12 protein-coding genes are annotated in these 11,942 nt (G+C 73.8%); 6 read left to right on the top strand and 6 right to left on the bottom strand.

What is annotated here, in order from left to right:
- Positions 1-87: 87 nt before the first annotated feature.
- The gene (locus ABZW10_RS03435; RefSeq protein ID WP_355359187.1) at positions 88-1,458 is read left to right on the top strand and encodes an MFS transporter; all 1,371 of its coding nucleotides are present in this window, start codon (positions 88-90) and stop codon (positions 1,456-1,458) included.
- 180 nt (positions 1,459-1,638) lie between these two features.
- The gene (locus ABZW10_RS03430; RefSeq protein ID WP_355359184.1) at positions 1,639-2,751 is read left to right on the top strand and encodes a LuxR C-terminal-related transcriptional regulator; all 1,113 of its coding nucleotides are present in this window, start codon (positions 1,639-1,641) and stop codon (positions 2,749-2,751) included.
- A gap of 88 nt (positions 2,752-2,839) precedes the next feature.
- Here the strand turns inward: ABZW10_RS03430 and ABZW10_RS03425 are convergent, their stop codons facing one another.
- Positions 2,840-3,379, bottom strand: a complete 540-nt coding sequence (locus ABZW10_RS03425) for a hypothetical protein (RefSeq protein ID WP_355359181.1) — start codon at positions 3,377-3,379, stop codon at positions 2,840-2,842.
- Between the two features lie 200 nt (positions 3,380-3,579).
- On the bottom strand, positions 3,580-3,954 hold the full coding sequence (locus ABZW10_RS03420; protein ID WP_355359178.1) for a hypothetical protein: 375 nt from the start codon (positions 3,952-3,954) through the stop codon (positions 3,580-3,582).
- A gap of 206 nt (positions 3,955-4,160) precedes the next feature.
- On the opposite strand from ABZW10_RS03420, the gene ABZW10_RS03415 reads away from it, so the two are divergent.
- Both ABZW10_RS03415 and ABZW10_RS03410 read left to right on the top strand, forming a co-directional pair.
- A complete protein-coding gene (locus tag ABZW10_RS03415; RefSeq protein WP_355359175.1) occupies positions 4,161-4,406 on the top strand; it encodes a hypothetical protein in 246 nt (81 codons plus the stop codon).
- A 12-nt stretch (positions 4,407-4,418) separates the two neighbouring features.
- Entirely contained in the window at positions 4,419-5,084 is a 666-nt protein-coding gene (locus tag ABZW10_RS03410; RefSeq protein WP_355359172.1) for a transcriptional regulator, read from the top strand.
- A gap of 32 nt (positions 5,085-5,116) precedes the next feature.
- Here ABZW10_RS03410 and ABZW10_RS03405 read toward each other — a convergent pair whose 3' ends face one another.
- The 3 genes from ABZW10_RS03405 to ABZW10_RS03395 all read right to left on the bottom strand — a co-directional run bounded on the left by ABZW10_RS03405 (position 5,117) and on the right by ABZW10_RS03395 (position 7,219).
- A complete protein-coding gene (locus ABZW10_RS03405; RefSeq protein WP_355359169.1) occupies positions 5,117-5,731 on the bottom strand; it encodes a hypothetical protein in 615 nt (204 codons plus the stop codon).
- A 178-nt stretch (positions 5,732-5,909) separates the two neighbouring features.
- Positions 5,910-6,503 carry a VTT domain-containing protein gene (locus ABZW10_RS03400; RefSeq protein WP_355359166.1) on the bottom strand — a complete coding sequence of 198 codons (594 nt, stop codon included), beginning with the start codon at positions 6,501-6,503 and terminating at the stop codon, positions 5,910-5,912.
- A complete protein-coding gene (locus ABZW10_RS03395) occupies positions 6,500-7,219 on the bottom strand; it encodes a methyltransferase domain-containing protein (RefSeq protein WP_355359163.1) in 720 nt (239 codons plus the stop codon). The genes ABZW10_RS03400 and ABZW10_RS03395 overlap by 4 nt, the downstream gene beginning before the upstream one ends.
- A gap of 343 nt (positions 7,220-7,562) precedes the next feature.
- On the opposite strand from ABZW10_RS03395, the gene ABZW10_RS03390 reads away from it, so the two are divergent.
- Positions 7,563-8,030: a DUF6623 family protein gene (locus tag ABZW10_RS03390; RefSeq protein ID WP_355359160.1), complete on the top strand. Its 468-nt coding sequence runs from the start codon at positions 7,563-7,565 to the stop codon at positions 8,028-8,030.
- 65 nt (positions 8,031-8,095) lie between these two features.
- Here the strand turns inward: ABZW10_RS03390 and ABZW10_RS03385 are convergent, their stop codons facing one another.
- The gene (locus ABZW10_RS03385) at positions 8,096-9,313 is read right to left on the bottom strand and encodes an ROK family transcriptional regulator (protein WP_355359157.1); all 1,218 of its coding nucleotides are present in this window, start codon (positions 9,311-9,313) and stop codon (positions 8,096-8,098) included.
- A 365-nt stretch (positions 9,314-9,678) separates the two neighbouring features.
- Between ABZW10_RS03385 and helR the strand changes: the two genes are divergently transcribed.
- Positions 9,679-11,901 carry an RNA polymerase recycling motor ATPase HelR gene (gene helR / locus ABZW10_RS03380; protein ID WP_355359154.1) on the top strand — a complete coding sequence of 741 codons (2,223 nt, stop codon included), beginning with the start codon at positions 9,679-9,681 and terminating at the stop codon, positions 11,899-11,901.
- The last annotated feature ends 41 nt before the right edge of the window (positions 11,902-11,942 follow it).

Below are 11,942 nucleotides of genomic sequence, written 5' to 3'. Positions count from 1 at the left end.
CTCCCCGCGCCCCCGCGCTCCCCACCGGTGCGACCGCGCCCGCCGACGTCACGACCCCCTGCTCCACCCCACCCGCAGGAGTCACCCATGGCACCCCGCCCCCTCGCGCCCCCGCTCGGCCGCACCGGCGCCCCGGCCACCGACCCCCCGTACGACCGCCGCCGTGCCTGGCTGATCACCGCCATGATCGTCGCCTTCATGGTCATCAACTTCGCCGACAAGTCCGTCCTGGGCCTCGCCGCCGTCCCGATCATGGACGAGCTGGACATCGACAACAGCACCTACGGTCTGGTCTCCAGCGCCTTCTCCCTGCTCTTCAGCCTCTCCGGCCTGCTCGTCGGCTTCCTCTCCACCCGGATGTCCAGCCGGACGCTCCTGTTCGGCATGACCCTGCTGTGGGCCGTCGCCCAGCTGCCCGTCCTGCTCGCCGCCACGGTGCCCGCGCTGATCGCCGGCCGCGCCCTCCTCGGCGCCGCCGAGGGGCCCGCCGCCTCGATGTCCATGCACGCGCTGTACAAGTGGTTCCCCCCGCACCGCCGCGGCCTCCCGTCGGCCCTACAGATCGGCGGCGCGGCCCTCGGCACCCTCATCGCGGCACCCGTCCTCACCTGGCTCATCACCGCGTACGGCTGGCGCTCGGCCTTCGCCGCCCTCGCCGTCGTCAGCGCGCTCTGGGGCCTGCTCTGGTGGCGCGTCGGCCACGACGGCCCCTTCGACCACGCCCGGGCCGCCCCCTCCGCCGACGGCACACCGGCAACCGGCCCGCACCACCTGCCCTACCGCCGGCTGCTCACCACCGGCACCGTGCTCGGCAGCATCTCCAGCGCCTTCGGCGCCGCCTGGGCGCTCTCCCTCAGCCAGGCCTGGCTCCCCTCCTACCTGCGCACCGAACTCGGCATGGGCCCGAGTGCCGCCGCCACCACCATCAGCGCCGTCTCCGCCTTCAGCCTCGTCCTGCTGCTGACCGTCTCCCCGCTCATGGACGCGCTCAAGTCCCGTCGTTTTTCCAGCCGTTGGTCAACCGGAGCCGCCCAGGGAACGGCGGTCTGCGTGGCCGGCTGTGCGATGGCCGCCTTCCCCTTCGCCAACGCCGCCGTACCCCGCCTGCTCCTGATCGCGCTCGCCTTCGGCACCGTCGCCGTCGCCATCCCCCTGCACTACATGACCGCCGCCGAGGTCGTCCCGACCGCCCAGCGAGGCGCCCTCTTCGGCATCGTCGCCGCCACCGGGACCCTTCCCGGGCTCCTCGCCCCCTTCCTGACCGGCCGCCTCCTCGACACCGCGGGCGATCCCGGCACGGGCTACCGCACCGCCTTCCTCATCGCCGCTCTCGTGATGACGGTGGCGGGAGCGATCGCGCTCGTCACCATCCGCCCCGAGCACGACGCCCGACGCCTGGGCCTGGGACCGGAACAGGCACCGGGCCCGAGCACACCCGGACGCCCCGGACGCCCCTGACGGCCGCGGCCCGCCGGGGTGCGCCGCGCGACTCGGGCCTCGGAGCCGTGCGGTGGGTCGTCGAACGGACCAGCGCCCGGATTCCCCGCCGGCGGCAGGTCCCCGGTACGCCGGCTGGCCGTTTATCCGATGTCCAGCGGCCGGGTGCACCATCGGCGGCCACGGCGGAGAGAGGATCGCATGGACCGCACTTCCCCCTCGGCCGCGCGCCGGAGCCTGCCGGCAGCCCTGCGGCGGGCGGTGTACGCCGCCCGCCGGGCCGCCGACTCGGTGGCGGTGTTCGAGGATGCCGTCCCCGCACTGGCCCGGGCCCTGCCGTTCGACCTGTGGGCCGGCGTGCTGCTGGATCCGGTCACCCTGCTCAACATCGGCGGCAGCTTCCGGCACGGCGTCAGCGCCGAGTGGATGCCCCGGATGCTGGACATCGAGTACCGGGTGGGCGACGCCAACCAGATGCCGCACCTGTCACGGATGAGCACTCCCGTGGGCAGTCTGATGTCCGCACTGGACGGGCGCCTCGACCGCAGCGTGCGCTACCGGGACATCTACCGCCCGCTGGGGCTGGCGGACGAGATGCGGGTCCTGCTGCGGGACGCGGGCCGGGTGTGGGGCGCGCTGGTCCTGGTCCGCGCCGCGGACCGTCCGCCCTTCTCCCAGGCCGAGCTGGATCTCGGCGGCGCCCTGTCCGATCCCCTGGGGCGCGCACTGCGACGCTCGCTCGCGGCCCCGGCCGGCGGGCCCACCGTCAACCCGGCCGCCACCGGGCCGAACACACTGGCCCTGCTGTCGGAGGAGTACTCGGTCGTGTCCCAGAGCCCGGGCGCCGAAGCCCGGTACGGCGAGCTCACCGAGGCCGGCGCGCACGGGACGGGCCTGCCGGCCTCGGCCTACGGCGTGGCCGCTGCCACCCTGCGGAGCGAAACCGGGGGCAGCCGGGTGTGCGTGCCGACCCGCGGCGGCGGCCTGGCCGCCATCGAGGGCTGGCGGCTCGACACCGCCGACGGCACCCGGGTGGCCCTGAACATCGGCCCGGCCATGCCGTCGGACCGGATCTCCTCCTTGATCCACGCCTACGGACTGACCCCGCGCGAGTGCGACATCCTCGCCCACGTACTGCGGGGCAGCCCGACGGCCGAGATCGCCCACCACCTCGCGTTGTCCCCCTACACCGTGCAGGACCACCTCAAAGCGGTCTTCGACAAGACCGGGGTGCGCTCGCGCAAGGAGCTCGCGGGTCAGATCTTCTTCCGGCACTACCTCCCGGAGCTCTCCCTCACCGGCGGACCTCGGTGACCCGCCCCGGGCCGTCGGCTCCCGTCGCACGGGCAGGGCGCCACGGTGCGGGCGTCCGCGAAGGCGGGCGCCCGCACCGGAACCGGGATCAGACGGTGTTCGTGAAGTTCAGGTTGAGGGTGGCCCAGTCCTTGCCACCGTTCTCCCCGTTCTTCAGGTACACGGTGTAGGGCAGCGACTGGCCGGCCGGGACCTGGAAGCGCAGGCCGGTGACCTCGTCGTCCAGGTCGGTGGTCCGGTCGTTGGTGCCCTCGAAGAACAGGGCGTCGAGACCGAACTCCAGGGTGCCCGCAGCGTCGATCACGGTCGCGAAGGCGTGCAGCTCGACGCGGATCTCGCCGCCGCAGTACGTGCGCCACCACTCGTAGGGGCCCGTCGAGGTCTCCGTCCAGTTCACGGCCTCGATGTCACCGCGGCAGTACGTGCCCGCCGCCCACCCCTCGTCGTCACGGATCGTGAACGTCCCACTGATGACGGCCTTGCGCTGGAGCCCGGCGACGGAGGTCTGCCCGTCGGCGGACGCGGGCGCCGCGACCGCGGAGACGGACGGTGCGACGACAGCCCCCACCAGCAGGGCCGCGACGGCCGAGGCGCGCGCCAGAGAACCGAAGTGCTTCCTGAGGAACATGAGTTGATCCTTCCTCGTGTTGTGGACACCGGGCCCGGGAGAGCCCCGGGCCGGTGCACCCCACACTGGTCGCGCGCCGCGGCGGCGAACATCCCAGAAGTCTGGTGGGAAGCCTCCGGAGCGTGGAGGGGCTGACACGAGGCTCGGACACGTCGGTGGGCGCCCACGCGGCGGGCCGGTTCGAGGAAGGACCGTGGAACTCAGGTGTGCGCGACCACCAGGAACTCTCCGTCGCCGGAGCCGACGGGTTCGCGGTGCCATCCACCGTAGATCCGCTCGACGGTGAAGCCCGCGTCCCGCAGCGAGGCCCGGAGGTCGTGCTCGCCGCGGAAGGCGAGCGTGCCCGTGCTCAGCAGTTCCCCACCGTCGGCGAAGCGGTAGTACTGGAAGAAGCTCACCACGCCGGGCCGGTCCTCGGTCACGTCGTTCCACAGCGCGGCCTCGCCCGCCGCGGGGCGGGGCCGCTCGGCCGGCTCCTCGACGATCGAGAGGAAGAAGTCGTCCCGGTACGACCAGGGAAACTCGGCGTCGTACACGGCCACCAGCAAGGGATCACGGAACTCGGCGTGGAGCATGACCGGATCGTCGACGGACCGTCGTCCGGGCCGCCACGCATGATCCGCTCCGCCGCCCCGGGGCGCTGCGCGACGTACGGCCGAAGGCGGATGCCACGAAGTGCCCGCCTCCGCCCGCGCGGTTAGCGTGAGGAAGCAGCCGGCTCGGCGGCCGGATTCCCGCGCCCGCCGCGGCCGGACCCGTGCAGCGAGAGGATCCTCCGCAGATGGCTTTCGTGACCACCGAGGACGGCCCGTCGATCTTCCACAAGGACCGGGGCAGCGGCCGGCCGCCGAACGGTGCCGCCGGGGATCCGCAGGCCGCGTTGGTGGCCGGCCACGGCTTCCGGGCCGTCGCCCACGACCGGCGCGGGCACGGACGCTCCTCGCAGCCGTGGCACGGCAGCGACCTCGACACCTACGCGGACGACCCGGCCGAGCCGATCGTCAAGGACTCCACGTTCACGGGCTAACGGAGGGCGGCCATGCCGATCGACCAACCGGAGTTCGCGGCCGAGCGGCGGCTCCATGACCTGCGCGCCGAGTTGACCCCGGCGGACGAGGCGGATCCCGCCGTCGTGACCGGGTTCACGGCGGGGCGGGGGCGACTCGCGGTGCTCGCCGAGCTGGCGGCGCAGCAGGAGCGGGTCATCGCCTCCGACCGGCGCAGCCTGCTGCTGCTCGCCACCCGGTGCGCCGACGGGCCGCTGGGCGCGTGGTTCGCCGGGCTGGCCGAGGGCGAGAGCGCCGCGCTGCGCACGCTGCCCGCGCTGGCGGCCGCCTGCGGCACCGCTCCCACCGGGGCGCCGCTGCCGGGGTGCCAGGCCTACCCGGCGTACCTGGCCTGGCTGGCGCTGAACGGGCGGCCGGCCGCCGTGGCGGCGGCGCTGGTGGCCAACTTCGCGGCCTGGGGCGGGTACTGCGCGACGCTGGCCGGGGCGCTGCGGCGGTTCCACGGGTTCGGCGAGGAGGCGTGCGCGTTCTTCGACTTCTTCGCGCGGCCCGCGACCGCGCTGGAGCGGGCGGCGGCCGAGGCCCTCGGACCGGCGGGGCTGACCGCCGGTCCGGAGCTCGACGCCGCCCGCGAGTACGGCCGGCTGCTACAGGCGTACGAGCGGCTGTTCTGGAGCACGCTCGCCGAGCTGCCCTGAGCCGCGTCCGGGCGCGGGAACGGGAGCCGGGCTCACGCCTGCCAGTGCGGCTTACCGCTGACCATCACGCAGCTGATCACCCGGCCGCTCGCCTCGTGGGTGCTCTTGCCGAGGTCGTCGTTGCGGCAGAACTGGCCGGCCTTGTAGCAGTTGCCGGCGTTCGACTTGATCTCGCAGTCGCCGGTGGCGGCCGCGGCCTTGGTCTCGGCGGCCTTGGTCTCGGCGGGCGCCGGGTCGGGATCGGTCGGCGGCTGGGCGGTCGTCACCTTGGGCTGCGGCTCGGCCTTGGTGGGCGTCGGCTGCGGCTTGGGGGTGTTGGCGGGGGCGGCGGTCTTGGTCGGCTGCGCCTTCGGGCCGACCGCCGGGGAGGTCGGCGCGGGCGCCTCCGCGGTCGGCTCCGGTGCCGGGGGAACCGGCGGCGGCGTCTGGACGGGCGCGGCCGGCGGCGGGGTGACCACCGGCGCGGGCGGCTCCGGAGCCGGCGCGGCCGGGGTGGTGGCCGCGACCGTGACGGCGGGTGAGGAGGCCGCGGTGGTCGCGGCATCGCCCGTCGTGGGGTCGCAGCCGGTCAGCGCGAGGCCGACCGTGAGGACGAGTCCGGCGACAGCAGCCAGGCCGCGACGACCGCCGCGCATCCGTGAAGGCATGGACGTGAACGCTCCGTTCCGCTTGGAAGAGGTTCGCGAGTCAACCAGATAAGCCACACGATCTGTCCATAGTTCAAGCACTTGTAAGCAGATCGAGATCTGATGATCACGGAGCGTCGATCAGTGGAGAGTTTCGATCACATACCGCCTCATTCGCTCCAGCTGAGTCATGGAGCCGTCAGTACCGCTTCCTCACCCAGAGAACCGCGCCCGTGACCACCAGAACGGCCACCACCGCGAGGACGGGGCCGCCGACGGTGAGGAGCCGCTGGAGGGAGGTCGCCGCAGCGTATCCGGTACCGGCTTCGGCGACGGCCCACAGTCCGGCGGCGCAGGCGCTGTAGGGGGCGATGCTCCGGTAGGACAGACCGGTGGCACCGGCCAGGTGGGGAGTGAGGGTGCGGACCATGGGAAGGAACCGCCCGAGGAACACGGCCCGCCCCCCGTGGCGGGCCATCAGCCTCTCGGCGTGCTGCCAGGCCACGGCGGGGATGCGCCCCCCGAGGCGGCCGGCCCGCAGGCGCTCGCCCATCACGCGGCCAGTGCGATGGGCGAGACAATCGCCCGCGAGCGCTGCCACGGCGGCGGCCGTGATCACCAGCGGCAGGCTGACGTCGCCGGCGCGGGCCAGGGCGCCGGCGGTCAGCAGGAGGGCGAGGGTGGGGGCGAACGCGCCCAGCACCAGGACCGACTCGGCACAGACGGTCAGGGCCACCACCGTGTACACCGCGATCGGCGACAGGCGGCCGAGGGCGTCGGTCAGGACGTTCACCTCCGGGCACCGGCCTGCTCGCCCGTCGCCCCGGGGCGCCGGAGTTCCCACACGTGGGCCGGGGGCAGATTGGCGAGGACCGTCCAGCGACCGGTGGCGTAGCGGCGCCGGTAGGCGGCCGTGACCGCGTCGACGGCGGCGTGGCGGCGGACCTCGGCACGGGAGGCGAGGAGGGTGCGGGCCCGGCGGGTGCCGAGGTAGGCGAAGTAGGAGAGGGTGCCGCCGGGGTGGAGCAGGTCCAGGTAGCGGGCCATGATCCGTTCGACCCGGTCGGGGGTGAAGTTGGTCAGCGGCAGGCCGGAGACGATGACGTCGTAGCGCTGCTCGGTCTCCAGGTCCTCCACGTAGGCCTGGTGCACGGTGACCCGGATGTGCCGGGCGGGTGGGGCCGGGTGCGCGTCGAGCAGCTCGTGGAGCCGGGCGACGAAGCGGGGGTTGGCCTCCACGATGTCGAGGCGGCTGCCGCGCGGCAGCTGGGGCAGCAGGGCACGGGTGACCGCACCGGTACCGGCCCCCGCCTCCAGGACGGACAGCGGTCGCGGGGCCCGGACGCGGATCGGGTCGGTCACGGTCCGGGCCAGGGCTCTGCCGCTGGGGGCGACGGCGCCGGTGGCCCGCAGATCCCGCACGGCCTCCCGCAGGAACGTCCACCCGTCCGCACGGCCGAGTGTCGTGGAGGGGCCTCGGTCCGCGGCCTGCCGGTCGGTGTGCTTCATGGACTCGACGGTAGGAAGCGCCGGGCCGCCCCGGGACTGCCATTGTGCGACGCGGTCCCCCGACGAAAGTGGGGGCCGCCCCATCACCACGGCGTGACGGTGTCGGAGGCGTACACCGTGGTGGGCCGACCCGTACCGGCCGACAGCGAGGTGATCCTGACGGCGTGGGCCATGACGGCGGCCCCGCACCGAAAACGGTGCGGAGCCTTCGCATTGACCATGACTGTACGAATCGGTAATGGGTCCGTGATAGCGGAAAGTATGCGGGGATCGGCTCTTGAAGCCGTGACATCGGAGTGTGAGACTACAAGAAAAGAAATAACCTGCCGAGGAGGTGGGTCTTGTGGCATTGCAAGCGAGTTGGGTCCACGGGAACGCCATGGTGGTGGAGAATCCCGAGAATCTCAGCCGCAACGGACACTTCGGATGGGGTTCCGATGTGGACATCACACCGGGGAAGTCCAGCTGGTTCCACGTCGCCGTGCCGACACCGGTGATCGTCAATGACGCCCGGACGAACCTGGTCAGGGTGTTCGTCCTGTTCAAGACCGACGTCGGATTCGGCCGGCTCACCCGGGTTCACGTCTGGGACGGCTCCGGAGGGCCGCTCCAGCAGTTCGAGAATCTCGCCTCCGAGGGCGAGCACCGCACCGGACTGGACGGTCAGAACACGTTCACCCTCGATCAGCCGCATTCGGTGGCCTTCGGTATCGGAATATCCTTCTTCGTCGTCGCGGCGATCGGGTTCGACTCGCCGATCGCCCCCTCGCGCCTGATCCTGGGAACGGCGGGCGGTGATTTCACGACCTGACACGGCCTGACACGATCTGACACGGCCTGGCCGGAAACCTGATGGGAAATCAGAATCCCGGCCGCTCAGTCCACCGGCGCCGAGCGGCGTTCGAAGACCTCGGGACGGGCTCGGTCGAGGGCGGTGGCGACGGCGCCCAGGAGGACGGCCTCCTCGCCGAGGCGGCTCGGGGCGAGGGTGGGCCGCATGGGACTGAGGTGGCCCAGGGCCTGACCGAGGGGGTCGAGAAGCAGGTCGGCGCCGGCACCGATGCCGCCGCCGAGGACGATCAGGTCCGGGTCAAGCACGGCCGACAACACGGCCACGGCGTAGGCGAGTTGACCGGCCTCGCGGTGCACGGCGGTGGCCGCCAGAGGATCGCCGGAGCGGGCCGCGTCGAACACTCCCTTGGCCGTCAACGGGCCGGTCATGCCGAGGTCCAGGGCCGTACGGACGACCGCGTCGGCGGCTGCCGCCTGCTCGACGGTGCCGCCCGGCGTCCCGTCGGCGTGCGGCGGGAGCGGGACCAGGCCGACCTCGCCCAGCGCGCCGTGCGCACCGACCAGCGGTTCGCCGTCCTTGACCACGCCGACGCCGAGGCCGGTGCCGACCAGCACATAGGCGAACATCCGGCTGCCGCTCCCCCGCCCGGCGCCGAGCGTGTACTCGCCGAGCGCGGCGAGGTTGGCGTCGTTGCCGACGGTGATGGTGGTCGACAGTCCGGCCGCTATCCGGTCGAACAGCCCGGGTCTGCCCCAGCCGGGCAGGCTGGTGGCGTACCGCACACCGCGCCGCCGCTCGTCCCAGACGCCGGGCGTGCCGATCACCGCGTGCACGATGTCGGCCGCCGCGACACCGGCCTCGGCGATGGCCTCGTGGGCGGCGGCCACCACCGCGTCGGCGACCGCGTTCGCCGTCCGCCCCTCGTTGGGGACGGAACGGCGGGCCACGATGTCCCCGGCGAGGTCGGCGACGGCGACCCGTAGCCGGGCCCGGCCGATGTCGACGCCGAGGACGTGCCCGGCGAGCGGGTCGGGTTCGTACAGCACGGCGGTGCGCCCGCGCTCGGGAATGAACCGCCCGGCCTCGCGGGCCAGGCCGGCCTGTTCGAGGGCGGCCAGGGCGGCGGAGACGGTGGGCTTGGACAGGCCGGTGTCGCGGGCGAGTTGGGCCCGGGAGGACGGTCCGCCGAGGCGCAGCCGTTCGAGCAGCAACCACTCGTTGTTGCTGCGCAGCCGCTGCCGGTTCCACGGCTGCGCCGGCGCGGGGCCCGGCGGAACGGTGGTCGGCAGGTCGCGGCTCATCGGGTCCTCCGGTCTCGGGCGCGGCGGTGGGGCGCGGTGGGGCGCGGCCAGGCAGGCGCGGTCCGGGATGCGCCGGTCGGCGCCCGGGCCTGGGCATCAGCCAGTATGACCGGTCGTCAGGGCGCTCAGTCAGGGCGCTCACCGGTGGGACTTCCCGCGCGCACGGACGGGAACGGAGGGAGGAGGGCAGGGAGCGGAGGGACGGCACACTCCTCCTGCCACTCTCAAGCTATAGCGCACGGGGGGTCTTGCCGCAAGGCCCCGGTCCTGGCGCACAATCGTCGGCCGAAGCCGGAACCAACCCCCCTTGGGAGTTTTGCGTAGTGCATCAGCTTGTGCCGGATTCCAGGACCGGAGCCGCCGCCATGACCGCCCCCGCCACCAGTGCCCTCGCCACCAGTGGGTTCGCCACCAGCGCGTTCGAGCTCCCCGACCGCCTTCGCGCCAAGGCCGACCCGGCGCTCGTCGCCCAGGACGAGCGGCACTTCGCGGCCGTCGCGCGGAGCCTGGAGCGGGCGACCGCCGAGGTGTCCGAGCTCCTCGACACCGCCCGGCGGGCGCCCGGCGGCGCCGGCCGGGCCGCGATGGACCGGGACATCGAGGTCCACCGCCTGACCGGCCGGCTCCGCACGCTGCGCCGCTTCGGCCTGGACCTGTGCCTGGGGCGCATCGTTCCGGCCGACGGCGGCGAGCCGGTGTACATCGGCCGGCTCGGCCTCACCGACGGCGAGGGCCGCCGGCTGCTGCTCGACTGGCGCTCACCCGCCGCCGAGCCGTTCTTCGCCGCGACCCACGGCGACCCGATGGGCCTGGCCAGCCGCCGCCGCTACCGCTGGACGGACGGGCGGATCACCGACTACTGGGACGAGGTGTTCGCCGCCGAGGGACTGGAGGGGCATGCCGCCCTCGATGACCAGTCCGCGTTCATCGCCACCCTGGGCGGCAGCCGTTCGGCGCGGATGCGGGACGTGCTGGCGACCATCCAGGCGGACCAGAACGCCATCGTGCGGGCCGGCTCGCGCGGCGCGCTGGTCGTCGACGGCGGCCCCGGCACCGGCAAGACGGTGGTCGCCCTGCACCGCGCGGCCTATCTGCTCCACGCCGACCCGCGGCTCGGCCACCGCCGCGGCGGCCTGCTGTTCGTCGGCCCGCACCAGCCGTACCTGGACTACGTCTCCGACGTGCTGCCCAGCCTCGGCGAGGAGGGCGTGCGGACCTGCACCGTACGGGACCTGGTCGCCGAGGGCGCGGACGCGGCGCCCGAGCCCGATCCGGAGGTGGCACGGCTGAAGTCCTCGGCGGCCATGGTGCGGGCGGTGGAGCAGGCGGTGCGGATCTACGAGGAGCCGCCGACCGAGGGGATGACCGTCTCGACGGACTGGGACGACCTCTGGCTGAGCGCCGAGGACTGGGCCGAGGCCTTCGAGGCACCGGATCCGGGCACCCCGCACAACGAGGCGCGCGAGGAGATCTGGGCGGAGCTGGCCGAACTGCTGCTGGCCAAGCTGGACGGCGGCGAGGAGATCCCGGTCGAGACGTTCCTGCGCTCGCTGCGCCGGGACGAGGAACTGGTCGCCGCCCTGCACCGCGCCTGGCCGCTGCTGGAGGCCGCCGACCTGGTCGGCGACCTGTGGACGGTGCCCGCCTACCTGCGGCTGTGCGCCCCGTGGCTCGCCCCCGAGGAGGTGCGCCGGCTGCGGCGCGCCGAGGCGCAGGCCTGGACGCTGTCCGACCTGCCGGTCCTGGACGCGGCACGCCGGCGGCTCGGCGACCCGGAGACCGCCCGACGCAAGCGTCGCCAGGAGGCCGCGCTCGCCGCCGAGCGGGCCCGGATGGCCGAAGTGATCACGGACATCCTCGCGGCCGACGACGACGGCGAGGGGGCGGTCACCATGCTGCGCGGCCAGGACCTCAGGGACACCCTGGTCGACGGGAGCGCGCTGCCCGCCGTCGACCCGGACCGACTGGCCGGGCCGTTCGCCCACATCGTCGTGGACGAGGCGCAGGAGCTGACCGACGCCGAGTGGCAGATGCTGCTGGCGCGCTGCCCTTCGCGGAGCTTCACCGTCGTCGGGGACCGCGCCCAGTCCCGGGACGGCTTCGCGGAGTCCTGGCGGGAGCGGTTGGCGCGGATCGGCCTGGACCGCGCCGAGGTCGCCTCGCTGAGCGTCAACTACCGCACTCCCGAGGAGGTCATGGCGGAGGCCGAGCCGGTCATCCGGGCCGCCCTGCCGGACGCCAACGTGCCCACCTCGGTGCGGCGCAGCGGGGTGCCGGTCACCCACGGGGCGGTCGCGGAGCTGGACAGCGTGCTCGACGCCTGGCTCGACGCGCACGCCGAGGGCACGGCCTGCGTGATCGGCGACGCGGCGTTCACCGCGGTCTTCGCGGAGACGTTCGGGGAGGCGTTCGCGGAGAGCGACCGGATCCGCTCGCTCACGCCGGAACTGGCGAAGGGCCTGGAGTTCGACCTGGTGGTGCTCGTCGACCCGGCGTCCTTCGGCGAGGGCGTCGCGGGCGCCGTCGACCGCTACGTCGCGATGACCCGGGCGACCCGGCGGCTCGTCGTGCTCACCGGCGGCGGCTGAGGGCGGGCGGGTGCGGAGCGACCCTGCCGGTCGCAGCCCGA

It is taken from the genome of Kitasatospora sp. NPDC004723 (assembly GCF_040609255.1).
Classification (GTDB): Bacteria; Actinomycetota; Actinomycetes; order Streptomycetales; family Streptomycetaceae; genus Kitasatospora.
Note: the sequence above shows the minus strand (reverse complement) of the source record. Positions and strands in the feature narration are given on the sequence as shown.